The organism is Komagataeibacter ossonobensis, assembly GCF_057359305.1.
In genome coordinates this window covers 141,914-165,355 of record NZ_JBXAYQ010000002.1, presented here as the reverse complement: position 1 = coordinate 165,355, position 23,442 = coordinate 141,914, and the positions used below count along the sequence as shown (strand labels likewise).

General features: G+C 63.2%; 20 protein-coding genes. 9 read left to right on the top strand and 11 right to left on the bottom strand.

Going from position 1 to position 23,442, the window contains the following annotated elements; translation table 11 throughout:
* The first annotated feature begins 2 nt into the window (after positions 1-2).
* Genes lptF through rsmA form a run of 5 tightly spaced genes read left to right on the top strand, consistent with a single transcriptional unit; the run spans position 3 to position 6,941 of the window.
* The gene (gene lptF, locus AC1RQ9_RS03050) at positions 3-1,169 is read left to right on the top strand and encodes an LPS export ABC transporter permease LptF (protein WP_193732454.1); all 1,167 of its coding nucleotides are present in this window, start codon (positions 3-5) and stop codon (positions 1,167-1,169) included.
* Positions 1,166-2,281, top strand: coding sequence for an LPS export ABC transporter permease LptG (gene lptG / locus AC1RQ9_RS03045; RefSeq protein ID WP_193732455.1), 1,116 nt, complete (start codon positions 1,166-1,168; stop codon positions 2,279-2,281). Before lptF ends, lptG begins: the two co-directional genes overlap by 4 nt.
* A gap of 20 nt (positions 2,282-2,301) precedes the next feature.
* Positions 2,302-4,680, top strand: coding sequence for an LPS-assembly protein LptD (locus AC1RQ9_RS03040; RefSeq protein WP_485985610.1), 2,379 nt, complete (start codon positions 2,302-2,304; stop codon positions 4,678-4,680).
* A complete protein-coding gene (locus AC1RQ9_RS03035) occupies positions 4,673-6,082 on the top strand; it encodes a peptidylprolyl isomerase (RefSeq protein WP_485985499.1) in 1,410 nt (469 codons plus the stop codon). The genes AC1RQ9_RS03040 and AC1RQ9_RS03035 overlap by 8 nt, the downstream gene beginning before the upstream one ends.
* Positions 6,083-6,089: 7 nt before the next feature.
* Positions 6,090-6,941, top strand: a complete 852-nt coding sequence (gene rsmA, locus AC1RQ9_RS03030; protein ID WP_485985498.1) for a 16S rRNA (adenine(1518)-N(6)/adenine(1519)-N(6))-dimethyltransferase RsmA — start codon at positions 6,090-6,092, stop codon at positions 6,939-6,941.
* Here rsmA and AC1RQ9_RS03025 read toward each other — a convergent pair.
* The 9 genes from AC1RQ9_RS03025 to AC1RQ9_RS02985 form a co-directional block, all read right to left on the bottom strand.
* Positions 6,911-8,161 carry a class I SAM-dependent methyltransferase gene (locus AC1RQ9_RS03025; protein ID WP_485985497.1) on the bottom strand — a complete coding sequence of 417 codons (1,251 nt, stop codon included), beginning with the start codon at positions 8,159-8,161 and terminating at the stop codon, positions 6,911-6,913. The genes rsmA and AC1RQ9_RS03025 overlap by 31 nt on opposite strands.
* A gap of 139 nt (positions 8,162-8,300) precedes the next feature.
* Positions 8,301-8,891, bottom strand: a complete 591-nt coding sequence (rplI, locus tag AC1RQ9_RS03020; RefSeq protein ID WP_485985496.1) for a 50S ribosomal protein L9 — start codon at positions 8,889-8,891, stop codon at positions 8,301-8,303.
* 13 nt (positions 8,892-8,904) lie between these two features.
* The gene (rpsR, locus tag AC1RQ9_RS03015; protein WP_007399693.1) at positions 8,905-9,180 is read right to left on the bottom strand and encodes a 30S ribosomal protein S18; all 276 of its coding nucleotides are present in this window, start codon (positions 9,178-9,180) and stop codon (positions 8,905-8,907) included.
* A 6-nt stretch (positions 9,181-9,186) separates the two neighbouring features.
* On the bottom strand, positions 9,187-9,672 hold the full coding sequence (rpsF, locus tag AC1RQ9_RS03010) for a 30S ribosomal protein S6 (protein WP_193732460.1): 486 nt from the start codon (positions 9,670-9,672) through the stop codon (positions 9,187-9,189).
* Positions 9,673-9,825: 153 nt separating this feature from the next.
* The gene (locus AC1RQ9_RS03005; protein WP_485985495.1) at positions 9,826-10,368 is read right to left on the bottom strand and encodes a hypothetical protein; all 543 of its coding nucleotides are present in this window, start codon (positions 10,366-10,368) and stop codon (positions 9,826-9,828) included.
* 111 nt (positions 10,369-10,479) lie between these two features.
* On the bottom strand, positions 10,480-11,082 hold the full coding sequence (locus AC1RQ9_RS03000; protein WP_193732462.1) for a GNAT family N-acetyltransferase: 603 nt from the start codon (positions 11,080-11,082) through the stop codon (positions 10,480-10,482).
* A complete protein-coding gene (gene rpoD, locus AC1RQ9_RS02995) occupies positions 11,072-13,051 on the bottom strand; it encodes an RNA polymerase sigma factor RpoD (protein ID WP_193732463.1) in 1,980 nt (659 codons plus the stop codon). Before rpoD ends, AC1RQ9_RS03000 begins: the two co-directional genes overlap by 11 nt.
* A 218-nt stretch (positions 13,052-13,269) precedes the next feature.
* Positions 13,270-15,069 (bottom strand): DNA primase, encoded by a 1,800-nt coding sequence (dnaG, locus tag AC1RQ9_RS02990; RefSeq protein WP_485985494.1) that lies wholly within the window; start codon positions 15,067-15,069, stop codon positions 13,270-13,272.
* A 20-nt stretch (positions 15,070-15,089) separates the two neighbouring features.
* On the bottom strand, positions 15,090-15,548 hold the full coding sequence (locus AC1RQ9_RS02985) for a GatB/YqeY domain-containing protein (protein ID WP_193732465.1): 459 nt from the start codon (positions 15,546-15,548) through the stop codon (positions 15,090-15,092).
* A gap of 153 nt (positions 15,549-15,701) precedes the next feature.
* Between AC1RQ9_RS02985 and carA the strand changes: the two genes are divergently transcribed.
* The 4 genes from carA (at position 15,702) to AC1RQ9_RS02965 (ending at position 22,178) form a co-directional block, all read left to right on the top strand.
* Positions 15,702-17,099 carry a glutamine-hydrolyzing carbamoyl-phosphate synthase small subunit gene (gene carA, locus AC1RQ9_RS02980; RefSeq protein WP_485985493.1) on the top strand — a complete coding sequence of 466 codons (1,398 nt, stop codon included), beginning with the start codon at positions 15,702-15,704 and terminating at the stop codon, positions 17,097-17,099.
* Between the two features lie 10 nt (positions 17,100-17,109).
* Positions 17,110-20,364, top strand: coding sequence for a carbamoyl-phosphate synthase large subunit (gene carB / locus AC1RQ9_RS02975; protein ID WP_485985492.1), 3,255 nt, complete (start codon positions 17,110-17,112; stop codon positions 20,362-20,364).
* A 132-nt stretch (positions 20,365-20,496) separates the two neighbouring features.
* On the top strand, positions 20,497-20,970 hold the full coding sequence (greA, locus tag AC1RQ9_RS02970) for a transcription elongation factor GreA (RefSeq protein ID WP_019084525.1): 474 nt from the start codon (positions 20,497-20,499) through the stop codon (positions 20,968-20,970).
* 11 nt (positions 20,971-20,981) lie between these two features.
* Entirely contained in the window at positions 20,982-22,178 is a 1,197-nt protein-coding gene (locus AC1RQ9_RS02965; protein WP_485985491.1) for a threonine ammonia-lyase, read from the top strand.
* Positions 22,179-22,335: 157 nt separating this feature from the next.
* Here the strand turns inward: AC1RQ9_RS02965 and upp are convergent, their stop codons facing one another.
* Positions 22,336-22,995 (bottom strand): uracil phosphoribosyltransferase, encoded by a 660-nt coding sequence (gene upp, locus AC1RQ9_RS02960; protein ID WP_485985490.1) that lies wholly within the window; start codon positions 22,993-22,995, stop codon positions 22,336-22,338.
* Between the two features lie 23 nt (positions 22,996-23,018).
* Positions 23,019-23,420 carry a peptide-methionine (R)-S-oxide reductase MsrB gene (gene msrB / locus AC1RQ9_RS02955; protein WP_485985489.1) on the bottom strand — a complete coding sequence of 134 codons (402 nt, stop codon included), beginning with the start codon at positions 23,418-23,420 and terminating at the stop codon, positions 23,019-23,021.
* Positions 23,421-23,442 lie beyond the last annotated feature (22 nt).

Here is a 23,442-nt window from a genome sequence, read left to right as displayed (position 1 = left end):
GCATGCCTGCCGTCCGCCCCGTTCCTGACCGCCTTGCGCCGCGCCTGTCGATTCTGGACAGCTACATACTGCGCCAGCTTCTGCTGGCGCTGGTGGCGACGACGGGTGCGCTTGTAACGCTGATCTGGCTGACGCAGTCCCTGCACTTCGTGTCGCTGGTGGTGGGGCGCGGGCTGTCGCTGCGGGTCTTTCTGGAACTGACCAGCCTGCTGATCCCGTCCTTCATCGCGGTCATCCTGCCCATTACCACATTCGTGGTGGTGCAGTTCATCTACCAGCGCCTTGGCACCGACCGGGAACTGACGGTCATGCAGGCAGCCGGGCTGTCACCCGCCATGATGGCGCGTCCCGGACTGGCCTGCGCCGCCATTGCGACAGCGGCGTGCCTGGTGCTGAATGTCTGGATCGTGCCGGTTTCGTATCATGCCTTCCGCCAGTATGAATTCCAGATCCGCAACCGCATGGCCGCCTTCCTGGTGCAGGACGGGGTGTTCACGCAGGTATCGGACAACATGACCGTGTATATCCGCGCGCGCGACAAGGACGGCACGCTGCACGGCATCATGGTGGAAGATGACCGCACCCCCGGCGCCGAGGCCACCATACTGGCGGAAGAAGGCAATCTGGTCATCATCAATGACCAGCCGCGCGTGGTGCTGTTCAACGGGTCGCGGCAGGAAATCGACAGCCATACCGGACGGCTGAACGTACTGACCTTCACCCGCAACACGATCGACCTGTCCAGCCCGCATACCGCGCATACGCGCCTGCCCGATGCCAATGAACTGCCGATCTCGCAACTGCTGCACCCGGACATGCGGCTGTATTCACGCCGGGATGAAAGCAAGATGTTCATTGAGGCATGGCGCAGGCTGAGCACCCCTTTCTGCGCCTTTTCCTTTGCCATGATCGGGTTGGTGGGGGCGATGGGCGGCAGCTATTCCCGGCAGGCCAGCATCATGCGCCCGGTGCTGGCCATACTGGCCGTGGTCGCGGTGCAGGCGCTGACGCTGCTGGTGCAGAACCTGGCATCGCGCAATCTGCAGCTCATGCCGCTCATGTGGGTGTGTACGATCGGGCCGGGGGTGATCTGCGCGGGCATCCTGTTCTGGCCTGAACTGCGCGCCGACCGTGAAGCCCGGGCGGTCGCGGGCGGCACGCGTCCATGAAGCTTGCCTTCACGCTGTCGCTGTACATCGCCCGGCAGTTCACTTACGCCACGGTGTCGGTGATCGCCTTCCTGACCGGGCTGATCACCATGTTCGACTTCATCGACCTGCTGCGCCGGGTTTCCACCCGTCCCAACGTGCCGACCTCGCTGGTCAGCGAGATCGCCTTCCTGCACATTCCCTTCGCCTGTCTTGAAATCCTGCCCTTTGGCATCCTGCTGGGCGGGATCATATGTTTCTGGCGGCTGGCGCGGTCATCGGAACTGGTGGTGGCGCGGGCGGCGGGCATTTCGGCATGGCAGTTCCTGGCGGGGCCGGTCACGTGCGCCGTGCTGATCGGGACGCTGGCCACCACCTGCATCTCCCCCCTTTCGTCGGTCATGTACCGGCGGGCGGAAATGCTGGACCGCCAGTTCCTGCGGGACAACAATGGCAAGTCGCTTAACCTGAGCGGGGGCACGCTGTGGCTGCGACAGGGGGATAACGGGCTGGTGGACCATGGGGTGGACATCATTCACGCACGCCATGTCAGGCTGACGGGCAGCGTGCTGCATATCAGCGGCATCACCATTTTCCGGCTTGGCCCCGATGACAACCTGCTGACCCGCATCGAAGCCGACCGTGGCTATCTGGGCAAGGAGCGCTGGGTACTGGAAGGGACGCGACAGCTGCGTCCCGATGAACTGCCCATTGATATGGGCGAGATGATGCTTCATGCCGACCTGACGCTGGCGGGGGTGGAAGAAAGTTTCGCCTCCCCCGACACGTTGTCGGTCTGGGCGCTGCCAGGCTTCATCCGGCAGCTGAAACGCGCGGGCTTTTCCACCATCCGCCACCGGCTGCATTTCCAGACCCTGCTGACGCTGCCGGTGCTGTCAGGCACCATGGCACTGGTTGCGGCCGGGTTTTCCATGCGGCCCGCGCGGCGTGGCGGGGTCATACGCATGATCAGCTTCGGGGTTGCGGCCGGTTTCGCGCTGTTTGCGCTGTCCAAGATCGCCGCCCAGTTTGGTGAAACGGGCACATTGCCGCCCCTTCTTGCCGCATGGGCCCCCACCGGGGCCGGGCTTTGTCTTGCAGTCACGCTACTTCTTCATCTAGAGGACGGTTAATGGACCGTCCTGCCCCCCTCATGCGCGCGCCGTCATCGCCACGGCTTGCTGCCGTTCTGCGGCAGTTCCCGCGCGGGTTTCTGCTTTCGGCCACCATGCTGGGGGGGATGATGTGCGCGCTGGTCCCCTCGACCGCCCAGGCGGATACGCCACCCGATGGCCCCAGGCGCAGCAGGCCCATCCATGCCCCCAAAAGCCAGCCACAGGCACCCGTCACCTTTTCAGGCACGGTTTCCAATACCGACCCGATGACGTTCCAGGCCGACCATGTCGCCTATGACAGCCGCAACGGCATCGCGACATGGAGCGGGAACGTACAGCTGTGGCAGAACGACCAGATCATGCGCGCCGACAAGGTGGTGTATGACCGCAATACCGGCATAGCCTCCGCCCGTGGCAACGTGGCCATGGTGGAACCGGACGGCACGGTGCTGTTTACCGAATATGCCGAACTGAGCAACGGCATGCGTGACGGGATCATGACGCGCCTGTATGTCCGCATGCAGGACAATGCACGCATGGCCGCGAACGGCATGCGCCGCACCGGCGCCAAGGTCAACGACCTGACGCGCGTGGTCTATACGGCGTGCGAGATATGCGCCCGCCACCCCGAACGCGCGCCGTTCTGGCAGTTGCGCGCCTATGACGCCACGCATGACATGCAGCACAAGCGGCTGGAATTCCGTGACGCGTTCGTGGACTTTTTCGGGGTGCCGATTTTCTACCTGCCCGCCTTCTCCATGACCGATCCGTCGGTCCGGCGGCAGAGCGGCTTCCTGACCCCCGGCTTCACCCCGCATGACCGTTACCTGGGCACGTATGTCACCATTCCCTATTACTGGGTCATTGACCGGCAGTCGGATGTCACGCTGCAGGGCCTGTTTTCCACCCGCACCGGGCCGGAGCTTACGGCAAACTACCGTCGCTATTTCAGCAATGCGCGCCTGAACCTGACCGGTGGCATCGCGTACGATACCCATCATGACACCGATTACGTCAACACCTTCGGGCAGGAGGTGGACAGTTCGGGAAACCACGGCGTACAGGGCTATATCTTCGCCAATGGCCAGATCTCGATAAACAAGACATGGCGGGCCGGGGCGAACATACGCTGGGCCAGTTCGCCCAACTACATGCGTGACTACCGTGTCAGCGGGTACGGGCAGGATACGCTCAATTCCAACGTCTACCTGGAAGGGTTCGGCACGGGATCGTATTCACGCCTTGATGCCGAAGGCTACCAGGGCATGAACCAGGGCGTCATCCATAACCAGGACCTGCCGTGGGTACTGCCGCGCTACACCTACAGCTATTTTGGCCAGCCGGATTCGCTGGGTGGCCGGTTCAGCCTCGATACGACGGATTTCTATGTCTATCGTGAAAACGGGACATCAGACCAGCGCGGGCAGCTTTCGCTCAATTGGGACCGGCCGTTCCACAACTCGCTGGGGCAGATATGGAACCTGACCCTGCATGTTGAATCGGCCATCCACCGCGCGACCGAACTGAACCAGCAGCCCAACTACGCCCGCACCACCCGCGCACAGGTGGAGGGGCAGGTGCTGCCCACCGTCGGCCTGAAGATGAACTGGCCCTTCCTGCGCAGCTTCAACCACAATACCGGCACCCAGATCCTTGAACCCATCGTGCAGTTCCTTGCCGCGCCCAATACGGGCAACAGCACGTCGCGCAACATCCCCAACGAAGACAGCCTGTCATATGAATTCACGGATTCCACGCTGTTCTCGCTCAACCGCTATGCCGGCACGGACCGGCTGGATGGCGGCCTGCGCGCCAATGTCGGGCTGCATAACAACTGGACATGGAACGGCCACCAGATCGACGTGCTGATCGGTGAAAGTTTCCAGGAACATATCGACCACAACCGCCTGCCCTATTCCGGCCTGAACCACCACCTGTCGGATGTGGTGATGGGCACGCATATCGTACCCAACCAGTTCTTTGATTTCGACGGCAAGATGCGGCTTGACCCCTATGGTGGCAAGGTTGACTTCGCCGATGCGCTGGGCAGCGCGGGCTTCAGCCATTTCCGTGTCACGGGCGGCTATCTGTTCGAACCGGTCACGCCCTATTATTATTATGCCCAGCGTCCCTACACCTCGGCGGCGCCCGACGTCTATTACAAGCCCGTCAGTGAACTGACGGTGGGGGCGGCCTCCAATTGGGACAACTGGCACATTGCCGCCTATCTGCGCCGCAGCCTGTCACGCAAGGAAAGCGTCGCGGTGGGTGGCGATGCAGGGTACCAGAATGACTGTTTCGGGCTGGATGTCATGTATCTCAAGCAGTACACCACGATTGGTGGCCAACAGAGCAATTCAACCGTAATGTTCTCCCTTACGTTCAAAACCATCGGTACATTTGGTATCAATGGCTGACCTGATGCGCGAAAGACCGAGCTGGATGTCCTTCTTCCCCACCTCCCGTGGCGCTGTCGCCTCCCCTGCATCGCGGCGGGGCCGCATGGGCCGCACCCTTGCGGCAACCCTGCTGGCGTGCGTGGCGCTGGTGGGTCATGAACAGGCGGCCAGCGCCCGCACGGCCCGCGCCATTGCCCAGCAGGCGCAGGCGGCGGAAGACCAGGACGCCATCATCGCCACCGTGAACGGCGCGGTCCTGACCAAGCGCGATGTCGATACGCGCGGGCGGCTGTTTGCCCTGTCATCGGGGCTGGATGTCAGCGATGACGTGATGCAGCGGCTGCGCCCGCAGATCGTGCGGCAGCTGATTGATGAAAAACTGCGCATGCAGGAAATGCTCGACCGCCACATCAACGTGCCGATCCAGCAGATCGGGGACGCCATTGCCGGCATCGAACAGCGTAACGGCATGCCCCAGAACGCCCTGCGCAACAAGCTGGCGGAAGATGGCGTATCGCTGACCACGCTGATTGACCAGATCCGCGTGCAGATCGGCTGGTCGCAGGTGCTGCGTCAGGAAACGGCCGAACATGGCCGCATTACCGCATCCGAGATCGAGCAGCGCATGGCCGCGCTGAAGCGTGAGGATGGCAAGCCGGAATACATGATCAGCGAGATTTTCGTGCCGGTGGACGATCCGCGCCATACGGAAAACGAACTGAAATTCACCGAAACCATCATTCAGGAACTGCGTGAGGGCGCGCCCTTTCCCATTGTCGCCGCACAGTTCTCGCAGGGGCAGAGCGCGCTGGATGGCGGCATGATGGGCTGGACACAGGAAGACGGTCTGGATCCGCAGGTGGTGGACGTGGCGCGCAAGATGCCGGATGGCGCCATTTCCAACCCCATCCGCGTCGCGGGTGGCTATGTCATCGCCACCATTGCCGAACGGCGGACGGTCGGCCACCAGATGGCCACCATCCTGACCATCCGGCAGGTTTTCTTCCCCTTCGACACGCCACTGGACCCGGAAAACCCGACCGACCAGCAGAAAGCAACGCTGGACACCGCCACGGCGTTCACCAACGAAGCCAAGAGCTGTGACCAGATGGAAGCCGAGAACAAGAAACTGGGGGAAAAGCACCCCAGCGACCCCGGCGAACTCATGCTGAACCACCTCAACCCCCAGATGCGCGAAATCCTTGAGCCACTGGCCCCGGGCAAGACCAGCAAGCCGCTGGTTTCGGGCGAAGGCATACTGGTGCTGATGGTCTGCACCCGTGAGGAGCGCAACATCGCCATCCAGACCCCCAGCCAGATTGCCGACCACCTGATGAACGAACGCGTGGAACAGACATCGCGCCAGCTGAACCGTGACCTGCAGCGCCGCGCGATCATCGACATGCGTTCCAAGATCTGATCGGCCCATGACCATGACCGAACGCCCCCGGGGGCTGGAACCCCTGCGCGAGACCATTGCGCGGCACGGGCTGGACGCGCGCAAGGCGCTGGGACAGCACTTCCTGCTGGATCCGGCCATTACGGCGCGTATCGCGGCGCTGGCTGGGGATCTGGCGGGGCAGCACGTGGTGGAAGTCGGTCCCGGCCCCGGCGGCCTGACCCGCGCACTGCTGGATACCGATGCCGCCAGCATTGTCGCGGTGGAGGTGGACACACGGGCGGTTGCCGTCATTACGGAACTGGCCGCCCTGGCCCCCGATCGCCTGCGGATTATCGAAGCCGACGCCATGCGGTGCGACCTGACCACGCTGTGTCCCGCCCCGCGCCAGATCATCGCCAACCTGCCCTATAATGTCGGCACGCCGCTGCTGGTGGGCTGGCTGCGGCAGGCGGCGGCGTGGTCACGGCTGACATTGATGTTCCAGCAGGAAGTGGCCGAACGTATCTGCGCCGCCCCCGGTTCGGCGCATTACGGCAGGCTGGGCGTGCTGGCGCAGTGGACGTGCCGCTGCGGTGTGCAGATGCATATTCCCCCCGGCGCGTTTTCCCCGCCGCCCAAGGTCCATTCTGCCGTGGTCGGGCTGATCCCCCATGCGCAGCAGCCCGATGCCCACGTTTTCCGTGCCATGGAACAGGTTACGGCGGCAGCGTTCGGCCAGCGGCGCAAGATGCTGCGCGGCGCGCTGAAATCCATTGGTGGTGAAGCCCTGCTGGCCGAAGCGGGCATTGACGGCAGCCGCCGGGCCGAGACACTGGACATTGCGGAATTCGACCGTCTGGCCCGCCTTCATGCCCGCAGGGCCGCGACCCCGGCCTGACCATCCTGCATGGTCCCCGGCTGCGGGACGTACATGTAATCGCGCACCAGGGGTACGGCATCGATTTCACGCACCAGCTGCAACTGGAAATTCAGGTGCCCCTGCACGCGGAAGGCAAGTTCGGACACCACAAGATAGAATTCGAACATGCGGCAGAAGCGTTCATCATACAGCCGCGCGACCTGCTGCCGCCGTGCCGCGAAACGGCTGCGCCAGTGGGCGATGGTACGCGCGTAATGCAAGCGCCAGATCTCGCAATCCGTCAGCCATAACCCGGCGCGTTCCACGGCGCTGACGGCTTCACTGACCGCCGGGGAATAGCCACCGGGAAAGATGTAGCGGTCGATCCATGGATTGGTCACGCCCGGCCCTTCCCTGCGGCCGATGGAATGCAGCACCATGACCCCATCGGGGCGCAGGGCTGCGCGCATGGTGTCAAAAAACGCCGGGTAATGGGCCACGCCCACATGTTCGAACATACCGATGGAAATGATCCGGTCGTACTGCCTGCTGACGGCACGGTAATCCAGCAGTTCAAAGCGCACGCGCCCGTCCAGTCCCGCAGCACGCGCCCGCTGGCGGGCGATGTGCAACTGTTCCACCGACAGGGTAATGCCCGTGACCTGCGCGCCGTAATCGCGCGCCAGCGTCAGGGCCATGCCGCCCCAGCCACACCCCACGTCCAGAACGCGCATGCCGGGGCGTGACAGGTGCAGCTTGGCCGCCAGGTGATGTTTCTTGGCCGCCTGCGCCTGTGCCAGCGTTTCGTTGCCCGTAGGGAAATAACCGCACGAATACTGCATGTCCCCATCAAGGAAATGCCGGTACAGCCGACTGTCCAGATCATAATGATGCGCCACGTTACGCCGGGCACGCCGCAGGGTGTTATCCTGCAGCCATGTCCGCGCGATATAACGCAGGGAACCAAAGATCCGTTCCCCCGCGGGGCTGCGCCGCATGACATTGAGCATGAGCACATGCAGCAGGTCATACAACGTGCACCCCACTGGGCGCAGCGTGCCCGCCATGTAGGCTTCCCCCACCTTCAGCGCGGGATCAAGCAGCAGGGCACGCACCGTTTCCCCATCCGCGATCCACAGGCCGGCCTGCGGCCCGGGGCTACCGACATACACGCGCCTGTCCCCGCCGGGGTAATGGACATCCAGCCGCCCTAGGGTAATGAAATGTGCAAAGGCCCGGTCCAGCAATACAGATGCCATCACTCGTCCCCTTCACACATGCCTGCCCGGCGACAGGCGGATGCACCCGCCCCGGAAACGACAAAAGCCCGGAAGAGTTTCCTCTTCCGGGCTTTCGCAACCGGTCAGGCACCCCGTATGGAGTACCAGATCAGGTCAGTCAGACAGCCGGGGTTTCCTCGACGGCGGTTTCTTCCGAAACCTCGCCTTCGGTTACCGCGCCTTCTTCGGCCAGAATCTGATCGTCGTCCTGATCGACGCCGATTTCCTCACCACGCGCCTGACGTTCCGCTTCTTCTTCAGAACGGGCAACGTTGACGGTGACCTGCATGGTCACTTCCGGGTGCAGGGCGACGCTGACTTCATACAGGCCAAGCTGCTTGATCGGTTCGGGCAGGATGACCTGGTTGCGGCCGATGGTCAGGCCGGCCTTGGTCGCTGCTTCCGCGATGTCACGGGTCGTGACGGAGCCATACAGGCTGCCGCTGTCGCCAGCCTGACGGATCAGGATGACGGACAGACCGTGCATCCGCTCGGACAGGCGCTCGGCCTCCTCGCGGTTCTTGAGGTTCTGGGCCTCAAGCTGCGCACGTTCACGTTCGAAACGCTCACGGTTGTGTGCGTTGGCGCGGATCGCCTTGCCCTGGGGCAGCAGGAAGTTACGGGCATAACCCGGCTTCACCGTGACGATCTCGCCCATCTGGCCCAGCTTCTCGACGCGCTGGAGCAGGATGAGTTCTACTGCGGACATGGTTCTGCCTCCCTCAGCTTACAATGTAGGGCAGCAAGGCCAGGAAACGCGCGCGCTTGATGGCCTGGGCCAGTTCACGCTGCTTCTTGGCGGACACTGCCGTGATGCGGCTGGGAACGATCTTGCCACGTTCGGACAGGAAGCGGCTCAGCAGGCGCACGTCCTTGTAGTCGATCTTCGGCGCGTTGGGACCGGAGAACGGGCAGGACTTGCGACGACGGTAGAACGGGCGGCGCGCGCCAACCGCAACGCGGCGGGCGGCGGGATTGATCTCGGTTGATTCGGACATCAGCTCTTACTCCGCTTCGGCGCTGGCAGTGGCGTTGGCGCGCTGCTGTTCTTCACGCTCGTTACGGGCGCGGAACTCCTCGCGGTCATCGAAATTACGGCGCGTGCCGCGACCGCTTTCAAAACGGCCGGTGGGCTTGGGCCCACGGAAGCCACGCTCACGCTCGTCACCCTTGCGCGACAGGATGACCGACGGTGCTTCGTCAATCTCATCCACACGCAGGGTCAGCACGCGCAGAACGTCTTCGTTCAGGCTGAGCTGACGCTCGATTTCCTTGATGGCGGTGGAAGAACCATCCAGGCCCAGAAGCATGTAATGCCCCTTGCGGTTCTTCTTGATACGGTAAGCCAGCGTGCGCAGGCCCCAGTATTCACGCTTCTTGACGGAACCGGATTCCGCTTCAAGCTGGGCGGCGATGCCATCGGCGATGGCTTCGACCTGCTGCTGCGACACGTCATTACGTGCGATCAGCACGGTTTCATACAATGGCATTGGGACTCCCTTCGGATCACTTCAACCCCCGCATGGACGGACACGGTCCGCCATGTTGCCACCAGGGCACGGGTATAGCCGGGGGCGATGCCACGCACCCGGCAGGGAAGAGGCGGTTTGAAGCACAAACCCGGCCAATAGACAAGGAAAAAGTCAGGTCAGCGCCGTTTCAATCGGTGCCAGCCACGTAAAGACCGGCATGGGCCTGACATCCTGCTGGCGGTCATGGCGGAAACCGGTCACGGCCCTGACCAGTTCCAGCGGCACATCAAGCATGCTGCCCGGACCACGCGGGTCAGCCAGTCCCCGCTCCACCGCGGCAAAGGCCTTTTTGTGCAGGTCGGGCAGCGCGTCCGGCGCGTTCCCTTTTATATCCAGATCCAGATAGTCGCTGTTCCGCCCATCATGCTGGACGGTCCAGATTTCTTCGCCATCTGCATAGCCTGCGGCCTGGCTGACCGGGTCAACCGACGCCACGTCGCACGTGACCAGCCTGCCCTCACGGCACAGGGTCCTGCGGTCATAGCTGGAAATCAGGCCGCTATCGTTATTGGTGCGGATGACAAACCAGCCATTGGGAAGGTTCGCAATGGCGTATGGCGCTTCATCATTCGGGTCGGGTTCACCAGTATCGCGCAGGCCGAGGGCTTCCAGCAGCGCCGCGCGATCGACACCGTGGAACTTATAATACGACATATCAAAATCCATGCTCTCCACTCCTCATTGACCTGAAGGGAGAGATGGTCACGTCATATTGTTATAACAAGAACCGGGATCACGATTTCGTGCCCCGGTGCCGTCCTTCATTCAGTCCAGACGCAGGTGCTGCGGCACCTTCAGCCCCAGCGTGTCGGGAATGGTCCAGATTTCATGAATCGTCCGCACCTTGCGAAAACCGGCCCGCTGGTAATTGGGCAGCGCGCGCGGGTGGTCAGCCGAACAGGTATTAACCCGCAGCACCGCCGGATTCATCGCCCATGCCCGCGCCACCATCTGGTGCAGGAAGACCTGCCCAACCCCACGGCCGATCCATGCGGGCAACAGGCCGAAATAGGCGATATTGATATCGGGGGCATACCGGCTGTCGAGTTCACAGAACCCCGCAGGCACGTCCCCATCATACAGCACATGCACGCCAATGCCGGGACTGGACAGCAGGGCCGCAAGGTCACTGTCGGGCATGACGCGGCGCAGCCACCAGCAGTAATCAGCCCCCACGGCGTCATACAGGTCACGATACCACGCAACACCGGGGCGAAAGACCTGCCGGATACTGTAGCCATGCGGCAGGACAGGCGGAATGCCGGGGGGCGCACGATCCATGCACAAGAACGTCACGTCCACCCCGACCCGTGTTCCATCACCGCCCGGTTCATCACGGGCGGGCGGGCATGGAACCTCAGTTATCATCAAGGAAGGAACGCAGCTTACGGCTCCGGCTGGGATGCTTGAGCTTGCGCAGGGCCTTGGCCTCGATCTGGCGGATACGTTCACGCGTCACGTTGAACTGCTGGCCCACTTCTTCCAGCGTGTGATCGGTGTTCATGCCGATGCCAAAGCGCATGCGCAGCACACGTTCCTCACGCGGGGTGAGCGAGGACAGCACGCGCGTCGTGGCTTCACGCAGGTTGGTCTGGATCGCGGCATCCAGCGGGATGACGGCGGCCTTGTCCTCGATGAAGTCGCCAAGATGGCTGTCCTCCTCGTCCCCGATCGGGGTTTCGAGCGAGATCGGCTCCTTGGCGATCTTGAGCACCTTGCGCACCTTCTCCAGCGGCATGCCCAGCTTTTCGGCCAGTTCCTCCGGCGCGGGTTCGCGCCCGATCTCATGCAGCATCTGGCGTGACGTGCGGACCAGCTTGTTGATCGTCTCGATCATGTGGACCGGGATACGGATGGTCCGCGCCTGATCGGCGATGGAACGCGTGATGGCCTGACGGATCCACCACGTGGCGTAGGTCGAGAACTTGTAGCCACGGCGGTATTCGAATTTGTCCACCGCCTTCATCAGGCCGATATTGCCTTCCTGAATCAGGTCAAGGAACTGCAGGCCACGATTGGTGTATTTCTTGGCAATCGAGATCACGAGACGCAGGTTCGCCTCGATCATTTCCTTCTTGGCGCGCGCCGAATCCCGTTCACCCCGCGACACGGTGGCGTAGACACGGCGGAATTCACCCACCGGCAGGCCGGTTTCCTGTGTCAGGTCAGCCACCTGGTTACGCAGGCGGATCACCGTCTCGCCATGCTTGGCAAGGAAGTTCTTCCACGACTTGGCCGGCAGGGTGGCGACCATGTCCATCCAGCCGGGATCGAGTTCGCGGCCACGATATTTCAGCAGGAAGTCATCACGCGACACGCGGGTGCTTTCCGCCAGTCGCAGCATGCGCCCCTCCAGCCCGTTCAGGCGCTGGAAGATTTCCTTCAGGTGTTCGACCAGTACCTCGATACGCGCATTGTGCAGGTGAACCTGCTGGACCTTGCCCACCAGTTCCATGCGCAGCTGTTCGTAACGGCTTTCCTCATCGGCGGAAATTTCCTGACCCGCCGTGAATTTTTCCAGCCGTTCGGCCTGCACCCTATGCAGGGCGTCGTACAGCGCCTCGACTTCCTCGAACTGTTCAAGGATTTCGGGCTTCAGCTTTTCCTCAAGTGCGGACAGCGACAGGCCGGCCCCTTCGCCTTCACCCTCACCTTCGCCCTCGGTTTCCTCGGCTTCCTCGTTCTCGGTGCCTTCGTTTTCGCCAAAGGCTTCCTCGCCTTCCGCGGCCTCGACGGGATCATTGCCGCCAGACTGCATGGCCTCGAGGTCCACGATGTCACGCAGCAGCATTTCACCGGCCTTGAGCCGGTCATGCCACGAAATGATGGCGCGGAAGGTCAGCGGGCTTTCGCACAGACCGCCGATCATCTCGTCCCGGCCGGCCTCGATGCGCTTGGCGATCGCGATTTCGCCCTCACGCGACAGCAGTTCGACCGACCCCATTTCGCGCAGGTACATGCGCACCGGGTCATCGGTGCGGCCCAGGCTTTCGGTATCGACGTTACCGGCGGCGGGTTCCTCGCTCTCGCTTTCTTCCTCGGCCGTGTCGTCGCTCTTGGTTTCAGCGGGGGCCGGGGTTTCGGTTTCGTCGTTGTCCTCGTTCTCGACAACCTGCATGCCCATTTCCGACAGGGCCGCCATCACGTCCTCGATCTGCTCGGAGGACATCTGGTCCTGCGGCAGGACGGCATTGAGTTCGTCGAAAGTGATGTAACCGCGTTCCTTGCCGCGGGCGATCAGTTTCTTGACGGCGCCGGACCGGGTGTCCAGCAGGGTCGTATCGTTATCCTGATCCCCCGAAGCCGTGTCCGTACCCGTGGCTGTCTTTGTCGCCATGCCCGATCAATCCCTACCCAGCAAATCCGTTTACGCAAGCGCGCACACCCTGCCCGCGCACAGTGGCCGTTCCCTTTTCCGTCCGCCGGTATGTAGCGGGACAGGATACGGCCAATCATACCGTTTTCATCTGCTTTTGTCTGGTGCAGGTGGTCGATAACATGGCCGAAGTCAAGGGTTGCTCCGGTTCATTTCATGCATTCGGTCAATTTTCCGCCTTATTCATCAAGGTCGGTACCGCCCCGGCGCAGGGTATCAAGCGCCAGCAGGCGGGTGCGCAGGCTGGCCCATGCGGCCTCATCCAGATCACCCGTGCACATCCGTTCGGTATCAGCGCGAATTTCGGCGGCAAAGCGTTCAACATTCAACAAAGCGTAAAAATGCCACCACTCGTGCCGCGGGTCGGTACCGAACAGATCGTCATCCCCATGCCCGCCCTTGCGCCGCCCGCGCACCGCCCGCACGCGCAGGCATACATCATCCAGCCCCGCGGTGGACAGGCAGGCCGCTAGTTCATCAGGGGGCGGCAGTTCGCCACGAACGTCATACAGGTCCAGCAGGTCCTCACGCAGGGCGGCAAGGTCGGCGGGCAGTTCAAGGCGGCAGTAGGCGTCCTGCACTTCATCCAGCACGCCGGGCTGTTCCAGGATGATGGCGCTAAGGATGCACTGGCGCTGCAGGTCCGCATCCATGACGGCGACGGGGGATGTGGCGATTCCGGCCTTTTTCACGCTGCCGCGCGCACCGTTGCGGCGGAAGGTCTGGAAAAAACTGTCCAGCAGGGTGGAACGGTATTCGGATGCCAGCGCCTTGTCGGGAATCAGGCCCGCGACCTCCACCAGCCTGCGGCGCAGGGCTGCGCGCTGTTCCGGGCCGGGGTTGCGCACGCCCTCGCTCAGCAGGCCGAACAGCACGTCCCCCATCGGGCGCGCGCCCGTGACCAGGGCCGCCATGGCGGCGGGGCCGTCACGGCGCACCAGGCTGTCGGGGTCGTCATTTTCCGGCAGGACGCAGAACCGCAGGCTACGGTCCACGTTCAGCAGCGGCAGCGCGGTTTCCGCCGCCTTCACCGCCGCACGCTGCCCCGCCGCATCGCCATCGAAACACAGCACCGGGGCCGGGGCGACCTGCCACAGCGCTTCAAGCTGTTCGGATGTCAGCGCCGTGCCCAGCGGGGCCACGGCACCGCGAAAGCCCGCCTGGTGCAGGGCGATCACGTCCATGTAGCCTTCCACCACCAGCAGGTCGGCTTCCGGCCCCGTGCCCCGCACGGCTTCGCGTGCGCGATCAAGGCCGAACAGCACCCGACGCTTGGAAAAAATGGCGGTTTCCGGTCCGTTCAGGTATTTGGGCTGGCCATCGCCCAGTATGCGCCCGCCAAAGGACACCAGCCGCCCGCGCCGGTCACGGATGGGAAAGGTCACACGGTTGAAGAACAGTTCGCGCGATGGCGTGCCGTCCTCATCCGCGCGCATGACACCCGCGTCGCGCAGCATGGCGGGGGTTATGTCCAGCGCCGCCATTTCGGCAACCAGTCCCCCACGCCCTTCCCCCGACCAGCCAAGGCCGAAGGCGGTTATGGTTTCATCCGTCAGGCCACGGCCCTGCAGGTAGGCCAGCCCTTCGCGTCCTTCCGGCTGGTACAGCCTGCGCTGCCATGACGCCTGCACCGCGTCGAGCACCTCACCCAGCGTGCGGGCACGTTCGGCCTGTTCGCGCTGGTTGCGGTCGGGCCTTGGCATTTCCATGCCGGCGGCGGTGGCCAGTTCCTCCACCGCTTCGGGGAAGGAGCGGCCCTCGCTCTGCATCACGAAGGTGATGACATCGCCATGGGCCTGACAGCCAAAGCAGTGGTAATGGTCATCATACACATAGAATGATGGCGTCCTTTCCCCATGGAAGGGGCAGCATGCCTTCCAGTTCTTTCCCGAACGCACCAGTTTCGTCCGCCGCCCGATAATGGGGGCAATGGGCGTGCGGGCACGCAGTTCGTCAAGGAATGCGGGATCAAGCGCCATCGTGTCGTGTGTCCCTGCCCTCAGGCGGCAAGGCGCGCGCGCACCACGGCGGAGGCGCGTGCGGGATCAAGGGCCGCGCCAAACTGCTGCTTCAGCGCCGCCATGACCTTGCCCATGTCCTTCATGGATGTGGCGTCGGTGCGTTCGATGGCCTCGCGCACGGCGGCCTCGATGGTGGCGTCATCCAGATCGGGCGGCAGGTAGGCGCGGATGATCGCGATTTCGGCGTTTTCCTTTTCCGCCAGTTCGGGGCGGCCGCCCTTTTCATACATGGACGCTGATTCCGTGCGGGACTTGATCATGCCGCGCAGCATGGAAATCACGGCTTCATCGCTCACCTGGTCCTCACCCTTGGCGCGACCGGCGATATCGACATCCTTCAGCTTTGCGGTGATCATGCGGATGGTGCCGACCTTTTCACTCTGGCCTGCCTTCATGGCTGCTTTCAGGTCATCCATGAAACGTGCGCGCAAGGACATGACTGTCAACTCCTCTGCCCGGCGGGCGGGGCGGGATGCCCCGTTCGTGCCGGGAATAATTTTCCCATCATCTCATTTCGCAGGTACGTGGGAATTTTCTTCCCAATTACCAGAGACGCTGTTAGGCAATACTCCCGGAAGGGACATCATCCAATGCCGATGACGATAGAAAGTATTATCGAACGCCTCGGCGGCGCCGAACAGGCCGCCCGCCTGACAGGTGTCAGCACCGAGGCCATTCGCAAATGGCGGCAGGCCCGCGCCATTCCGCCCAAGCACTGGACAACCGTGCTGCGGGCGACCGGCCTGTCACTGTCCGACCTGCAACCCGACACAGAATCCGACCGACCGGAGCCCATGATGAGCACGTCAAACCCGATCGCACCGGCCGACAGGCCCAAAGCCGCGACAGCCGCCCTGATCCTGGCGGATGGCACCGTTATGTGGGGCCGCGGATTCGGCGCGCACAGCACGGAGCGCGCACTGGGTGAAATCTGTTTTTCCACCGGCATGACCGGGTACCAGGAAACGCTGACCGACCCGTCCTTTGCTGGACAGATCATCACCTTCACCTTCCCCCATATCGGCAATACCGGCACCACGCCGGAGGATGATGAGGCAACCCGCATCCATGCCCGCGCGCTGGTGGTCAAGGAAGACCTGACGGCGCCGGCCAACTGGCGTTCGACCGAATCGCTGGACGCGTGGCTGAAGGCGCAGGGCATTCCGGGCATCTGTGGCATCGACACCCGCGCGATTACGCGCCGCATCCGCGAAGGCGGCCCGCAGACAGCCATCGTGGCCTATCCCGCCGATGGGAAATTCGACATCCCCGCCCTGCTGGCACAGGCGCGCGCATGGCCGGGGCTGGAGGGCATGGACCTTGCAGGCGAAGTGACCTGCGCCAAGGCCTATACATGGGCCGAAGGCGTGTGGCAGTGGCCGCACGGCACCGCTCCCCTCCCCGCGCAGCGCCGCAGGGTGGTTGCGGTCGATTACGGGGCCAAGCGCAACATCCTGCGCTGCCTTGCCACGGCGGGCTGTGACGTGACCGTGGTGCCCGCGACCGCAACGGCGGAGGACATCCTCGCCCTCGATCCCGCTGGCGTGTTCCTGTCCAACGGGCCGGGCGACCCGGCGGCGACGGCGAAATATGCGGTCCCGGCCATCCGGGGCGTGCTGGAAGCAGGCAAGCCGGTGTTCGGCATCTGCCTTGGCCACCAGCTTCTGGCCCTGGCGCTGGGGGCCAAGACCTACAAGCTGGCGCGCGGCCACCGTGGCGCCAACCAGCCGGTGAAGGACCTGGCGACAGGCAAGGTGGAAATCACCAGCCAGAACCACGGTTTCGCGGTGGATGACAAATCCCTGCCCAATGACGTGCGCGCCACCCATACCAGCCTGTTTGACGGATCGAACGAAGGCATTGCCACCAGCCGTTACCCGGCATTTTCGGTGCAGTACCACCCTGAAGCCAGCCCCGGCCCGTCCGACAGCCACTACCTGTTCCGCCGTTTTGTCGACCTGATCGACACCACAACCAAGACCGCGTGAAAGCCGACCCATGCCAAAACGGACAGACATCAGCTCCATCCTGATTATCGGCGCCGGCCCGATCGTTATCGGCCAGGCGTGCGAATTCGACTATTCCGGCGCGCAGGCCTGCAAGGCCCTGAAGGAAGAGGGCTACCGCGTTATTCTGGTCAATTCCAACCCCGCCACGATCATGACCGATCCGGGGCTGGCGGATGCGACCTATATCGAGCCGATCACCCCGGAATTCGTCGAACGCATCATCGAGCGTGAAAAGCCCGACGCCGTGCTGCCCACCATGGGTGGCCAGACCGCACTGAACACGGCGATGGCGCTGGACAAGTCGGGCTTCCTGAAAAAGCACAATGTCGAACTGATCGGTGCCAATGCCGAAGTGATCGACCGTGCCGAGGACCGGCAGAAATTCCGCGAAGCGATGGACGAAATCGGGATCGAAAGCCCGCGCAGCCTGATCGCCCATACGCTGGAGGAAGCGCGCGGCGCGCTGGCCACCGTCGGGCTGCCCGCGGTCATCCGCCCGTCCTTCACCATGGGCGGTTCGGGCGGCGGCATTGCCTATAACAAGGAGGAGTTCGACCGCATCGTCTCCTCCGGGCTTGATGCCTCCCCCACCACGGAAGTCCTGATCGAGGAATCCGTGCTGGGCTGGAAGGAGTATGAGATGGAGGTCGTGCGCGACACGGCGGACAACTGCATCATCATCTGCTCCATCGAAAACATCGACCCGATGGGCGTGCATACCGGCGATTCCATTACCGTCGCCCCCGCGCTTACGCTGACCGACAAGGAATACCAGCGCCTGCGTGACATGTCGCTGGCCTGCCTGCGCAAGATTGGCGTGGAAACCGGCGGGTCAAACGTGCAGTTCGGCATCAACCCCGTTGATGGCCGCGTGGTGGTGATCGAGATGAACCCGCGCGTGTCACGCTCCTCGGCACTGGCATCGAAGGCGACGGGCTTCCCGATCGCCAAGGTCGCGGCCAAGCTTGCGGTCGGCTATACGCTGGATGAACTGACCAACGACATCACCGGCAGCACGCCGGCGTCGTTCGAGCCGACGATTGACTACGTCGTGGTCAAGATCCCGCGCTTTACGTTCGAGAAGTTCCCCGGCACGCCTGCCCTGCTGTCCACTAGCATGAAATCGGTTGGGGAGGCGATGGCCATTGGCCGCTCCTTCCCCGAAGCACTGCAGAAGGGCCTGCGTTCGATGGAAATCGGGCTGGCGGGTCTTGATCCGGTGGAAGCACCGGGGGATGGCGGCACCGATGCCTTCCGCGCCGCCCTGTCGCAGCCGCGCCCCGAGCGTATCCTGATGGCGGCACAGGCCCTACGCGCGGGGCTGAGTGTCGAGGACATCCACGATGCCTGCCGGTTCGAGCCGTGGTTCCTGCGCGAACTGGCCAAGATTGTAGCAGCCGAACACGTGGTGGTGCGTGACGGCCTGCCGGAAGATGCGGACAGCCTGCGCACGCTGAAGGCCATGGGCTTTTCCGACATCCAGCTGGCCCGCCTGTCCGGCACCAATGCGGATGAAATCGCGAAGCTGCGCGAAAGCCGGGGCGTGCTGCCGGTCTACAAGCGTATCGATACCTGTGCCGGTGAGTTCGCGTCCCCCACGCCGTATATGTATTCGTCCTATGAAGGTGGGTACGGGGTGCCGGAATGCGAAAGCAGGCCGACTGACCGTAGGAAGATCGTCATTCTTGGCGGTGGGCCGAACCGGATTGGTCAGGGGATCGAGTTCGACTACTGCTGCGTCCATGCCGCCTATGCCCTGCGTGAGGCCGGGTTCGAGACGATCATGGTCAACTGCAACCCCGAAACCGTTTCCACCGACTACGACACGTCCGACCGCCTGTATTTCGAGCCACTGACGGCGGAAGACGTGATCGCCCTGATCCGGCGCGAACAGGAAAACGGCACGGTTCTGGGCTGTATTGTCCAGTATGGCGGCCAGACGCCGCTGAAGCTGTCGCACGCGCTGGAAGCTGCCGGCATTCCCCTGCTGGGCACGCCGGCCGATGCGATCGACCGGGCCGAGGATCGTGAACGCTTCCAGGCCATGCTGCACAGGCTGGGGCTGCGCCAGCCCGCCAACGGCATCGCCCGCAGCCCGGCAGAAGCCGAGGCGGTGGCCGAGAAGATCGGCTACCCCGTGGTGGTCCGTCCGTCCTATGTGCTGGGTGGGCGCGCGATGGAAATCGTGCATGACCGCGCCAGCCTGCAGCGTTACATGCGCGTGGCGCTACAGCTTGCAGGGGCGGAAGTGGCCAACGGCCCCGTGCTGATCGATCATTACCTGAACGATGCGATCGAGGCGGATGTGGACTGCATCGCCGATGGCAACGAGGTATATGTCGCCGGTGTCATGGAGCACATCGAGGAAGCAGGCATCCATTCCGGGGACAGCGCGTGTTCGCTGCCACCCTACACCCTGTCGCCCGCCATCGTGACCGAACTGAAAAGCCAGACGGAAGCCATGGCCCGCGAACTGGGCATTGTCGGCCTGATGAACGTTCAGTACGCGATCAAGGGGCAGGAAATCTTCGTGCTGGAGGTCAACCCGCGTGCCTCGCGCACCGTGCCGTTCGTGGCCAAGGCCACGGGTGTCCCGGTCGCCAAGATCGGCGCGCGCGTCATGGCGGGTGCGAAGCTGGGTGAATTCCGCCTTGATGACCGCGCCGTCGCCCCGCATGTGGCGGTGAAGGAAGCGGTCTTCCCCTTCAACCGCTTCCCCGACGTGGACACGATCCTTGGCCCTGAAATGCGCTCCACGGGTGAAGTGATGGGCCTTGATGCCTCATTCGAACGCGCATTCGCCAAGTCACAGCTTGCCGCTGGCGTGAAGCTGCCCCTGTCGGGGGCCGTGTTCCTGTCGGTACGCGACAGTGACAAGCCTGCGGTGAAATCCATTGGCCGCCTGCTGTCGGACATGGGCTTCCGTATCGTTGCCACGCGCGGCACGGCCAAATGCCTGCGTGAGGCGGGCGTGAGCGTGGACGTGGTCAACAAGGTGCTGGAAGGCCGGCCGAACTGTGTTGACGCCATCCGCTCGGGCGATGTCCAGATGGTCATCAACACCGCACAGGGCGCGCAGGCCGTCAGCGACAGTTTCGACATCCGCCGTTCGGCGCTGACGCATGGCATTCCCCACTACACCACCATCGCGGGCGCACGCGCCGCAACGCATGCCATTTCGGCCATGCGCGAGGGGGTTCTTGAAGTCGCGCCCCTTCAATCCTATTTTAAGGGATCATTCTGAGCGTATCGTATCAAAACGGGTGGCCTGCCGGTCCGAAAACCGGCGGCCACCCGCGTTGCATTGACGCGATAGGCCCGGACACGGCAACCAACAGTCAGTTGTGGAAACTGACCTTCACCTCGGGGACAAACCTTGCAGAAATTTCCGATGACAGGCCCCGGCCTGGAACGGCTTGAAGACGAACTGCGCAAGCTCAAGAGTGAAGAACGCCCCGCGATCATTCGTGCGATCGCCGAAGCGCGGAGCCATGGCGATCTTTCGGAAAACGCGGAATACCACGCGGCCCGCGAACGCCAGTCCTTTACCGAAGGCCGTATTCAGGAACTGGAGGAAATCGTCTCCTCCGCCGAAGTCATCGACCCTGCTTCCCTGTCGGGCGACCAGGTGAAATTCGGCGCGCGCGTCAAGCTGGTGGATGAGGAAACCGACAAGGAAGCCACCTACCAGATCGTTGGCGTGTACGAAGCCGACATCAAGCAGGGGCTTCTGTCCATTTCCTCGCCGCTTGCCAAATCCCTGATCGGCAAGAGCATTGGTGACAGCGTATCCGTGCCCGCCCCCGGCGGTGACCGGACGTATGAAATCCTGGAAGTCACCTACGGCTAGGCGCACCCACCGTGATCACGCTTGAAGACATCACCGCCGCCGCACAGCGGATAAAGGGGCGCGTGCTGCACACGCCCACCATACCCTGCCAGACACTGTCGCGCACGACCGGCGCGGATATCGTGCTCAAGCTCGATAACCTACAGGCCGTGGGTTCATTCAAGGAACGCGGGGCGGCCAACAAGCTGGCCCTGCTGACCCCGCGTGAACGCGAACGCGGCGTCATTACCGTCTCGGCCGGCAACCATGCACAGGGCGTTGCCCGCCATGCCTCCCTGCTGGGTATCGACGCGGTCATTGTCATGCCGCGCTTCACCCCCGCCGCCAAGGTCACGCGCACCGCCGCGTGGGGGGCGACCGTGGTGCTGGAGGGCGACAACTTCGCCGAGGCCACCGCGCACGCCAACATGCTGTGCCAGCGCGAGGGCCGGGTATTCGTCCACCCCTATGACGATCCCGAAGTCATGGCAGGACAGGGTACCTTCGCCCTTGAACTGTTCGAGGACGCGGGGCCGCTGGATACCTTCGTCTGCCCCATCGGCGGTGGCGGCCTGCTGTCGGGCTGCGCGGTTGCGGGGCAGGCGCTGCAGCCGGATATGGATATCATTGGCGTGCAGGTGGAAAATTTCTCCTCCCTCGCCGGTTTCCCCGGTGATGAGGTGCTGCCACCGGGTGGCCCCACCATTGCCGAGGGCATCGCGGTGCTGCAGATCGGCCGCCAGCCACTGGAAGTGATCCGTGAACTGGTGTCGCGCGTTCTGGTCGTGCCCGAAAGCGCGATCGAAACCGCGATCACCATGCTGGCGGAAGGGGCCAAGCAGGTCAGCGAGGGTGCGGGGGCAACCGCCCTTGCCGCCGTGCTGACCTATCCGGAACTGTTCCGGGGCAAGCGGGTGGCGCTGCCGGTGACCGGCGGCAATATCGACAGCCGCATCCTGGCCAACACGCTGCTGCGTTCGCTGCTGCGTGACGGGCGGCTTCTGTGCCTGAAAATGGAAATACCCGACCGCCCCGGCGTTCTGGCCGACATTTCACGCAAGATCAGTGATGAAGGCGGCAATATCATCGAGGTCTCGCACCAGCGCCTGTTCACCACGCCCAGCGTACAGGCTGCCGAGCTGGAGGTCATGGTCGAAGCCCGCGATCCCGACCACGCCCGCGCGCTGGAAGCGGAGCTGGCCAAGACCTATATCGTGCGCCGCGCCTGAACCCTTGCCGTAACACGACATAAAAAACCTGCGGAGGAATACGCCCCGCAGGTTTTTTTGAATTTGATAAACAATAAAAGTTTCCGGGTGCCGCCTTTTTTCAAGAAGGCAGCGTTCTTCGAAGCTTTTGGAAAAAAGCTTCACCAAAAAACTTTCCTTATTTGGTACCGAACAGACGGTCGCCCGCATCCCCAAGGCCGGGACGGATATAGCCATGTTCGTCCAGCCCCCGGTCAATGGCGCAGGTGACGATGCGCACATCCGGATGCGCCCTGCGCAGGCAGGCGATCCCTTCAGGGGATGCCAGCAGGCAGACAAAGACCATGCGTCCGCACCCCGCCTGCTTCAGCCGGTCAATGGCGGCCACCGCGCTGTGCCCCGTCGCCAGCATGGGATCGACGACCAGACAGATGCGGTTACCGACATCATCAGGCAGCTTCAGGTAGTATTCGACCGGTTCCAGCGTTTCGGGATCACGGTACAGCCCGACATGACCAACCCGCGCCGAGGGCACAAGGTCCAGCAACCCGTCCAGAATCCCGTTCCCCGCCCGCAGGATGGAAATCAGGCACAGCTTCTTGCCCGCCAGCCGCCATGCCTGCATGCGTTCCATGGGGGTATCGATTTCCACCGGTTCCAGCGGCAGATCCCGCATGGCTTCATAACCGATCAACAGGCTGAGTTCACGCGCGAGGCGGCGGAACTCGCCCGTTGACGTATGACGTTCACGCATGAGTGTCAGCTTGTGCTGCACCAGCGGGTGGCTGACGACAACAACACCTTCATCATGCGTGGCGGCGGGCTGGGTCATATCCATTCCTTCAATCGGGTTCGTTCTGATCAGGTAGCGCCATCACGCGGGACGAAAGTCAATGCCAGTCCGTTCATGCAGTAGCGCAGGCCGGTCGGCGGTGGCCCATCAGGAAAGACATGGCCCAGATGCCCATTGCAATGGGCACAGTGCACTTCCGTGCGGGTCATGCCATGGCGGGTGTCGGTCGTGGTGCCGACAGCCCCTGGAATCGCATCGAAAAATGACGGCCACCCGCTGCCGCTTTCATATTTCGTGCCGGAGCGGAACAGCGGCGTCCCGCAGCCCGCGCAACGATATTCCCCGGCACGCTTTTCATTGTTCAGCGGGCTGGAACCGGGGCGTTCGGTCCCGTGTTCGCGCAGGATGCGCAACTGTTCGGGGGTCAGGCAGCCACACTGTGCCCCACTAGTTCTGGCGGTATCGGTCATGACGATTTCCTTCCTCCTGCAC

Excerpts from the sequence above, each read along its gene's own strand:
- lptF (WP_193732454.1), top strand. The coding sequence starts at position 3 with ATGCCTGCCGTCCGCCCCGTTCCTGACCGCCTTGCGCCGCGCCTGTCG.
- lptG (WP_193732455.1), top strand. The coding sequence starts at position 1,166 with ATGAAGCTTGCCTTCACGCTGTCGCTGTACATCGCCCGGCAGTTCACT.
- AC1RQ9_RS03040 (WP_485985610.1), top strand. The coding sequence starts at position 2,302 with ATGCGCGCGCCGTCATCGCCACGGCTTGCTGCCGTTCTGCGGCAGTTC.
- AC1RQ9_RS03035 (WP_485985499.1), top strand. The coding sequence starts at position 4,673 with ATGGCTGACCTGATGCGCGAAAGACCGAGCTGGATGTCCTTCTTCCCC.
- rsmA (WP_485985498.1), top strand. The coding sequence starts at position 6,090 with ATGACCATGACCGAACGCCCCCGGGGGCTGGAACCCCTGCGCGAGACC.
- AC1RQ9_RS03025 (WP_485985497.1), bottom strand. The coding sequence starts at position 8,161 with ATGGCATCTGTATTGCTGGACCGGGCCTTTGCACATTTCATTACCCTA.
- rplI (WP_485985496.1), bottom strand. The coding sequence starts at position 8,891 with ATGTCCGCAGTAGAACTCATCCTGCTCCAGCGCGTCGAGAAGCTGGGC.
- rpsR (WP_007399693.1), bottom strand. The coding sequence starts at position 9,180 with ATGTCCGAATCAACCGAGATCAATCCCGCCGCCCGCCGCGTTGCGGTT.
- rpsF (WP_193732460.1), bottom strand. The coding sequence starts at position 9,672 with ATGCCATTGTATGAAACCGTGCTGATCGCACGTAATGACGTGTCGCAG.
- AC1RQ9_RS03005 (WP_485985495.1), bottom strand. The coding sequence starts at position 10,368 with ATGTCGTATTATAAGTTCCACGGTGTCGATCGCGCGGCGCTGCTGGAA.
- AC1RQ9_RS03000 (WP_193732462.1), bottom strand. The coding sequence starts at position 11,082 with ATGATAACTGAGGTTCCATGCCCGCCCGCCCGTGATGAACCGGGCGGT.
- rpoD (WP_193732463.1), bottom strand. The coding sequence starts at position 13,051 with ATGGCGACAAAGACAGCCACGGGTACGGACACGGCTTCGGGGGATCAG.
- dnaG (WP_485985494.1), bottom strand. The coding sequence starts at position 15,069 with ATGGCGCTTGATCCCGCATTCCTTGACGAACTGCGTGCCCGCACGCCC.
- AC1RQ9_RS02985 (WP_193732465.1), bottom strand. The coding sequence starts at position 15,548 with ATGTCCTTGCGCGCACGTTTCATGGATGACCTGAAAGCAGCCATGAAG.
- carA (WP_485985493.1), top strand. The coding sequence starts at position 15,702 with ATGCCGATGACGATAGAAAGTATTATCGAACGCCTCGGCGGCGCCGAA.
- carB (WP_485985492.1), top strand. The coding sequence starts at position 17,110 with ATGCCAAAACGGACAGACATCAGCTCCATCCTGATTATCGGCGCCGGC.
- upp (WP_485985490.1), bottom strand. The coding sequence starts at position 22,995 with ATGGATATGACCCAGCCCGCCGCCACGCATGATGAAGGTGTTGTTGTC.
- msrB (WP_485985489.1), bottom strand. The coding sequence starts at position 23,420 with ATGACCGATACCGCCAGAACTAGTGGGGCACAGTGTGGCTGCCTGACC.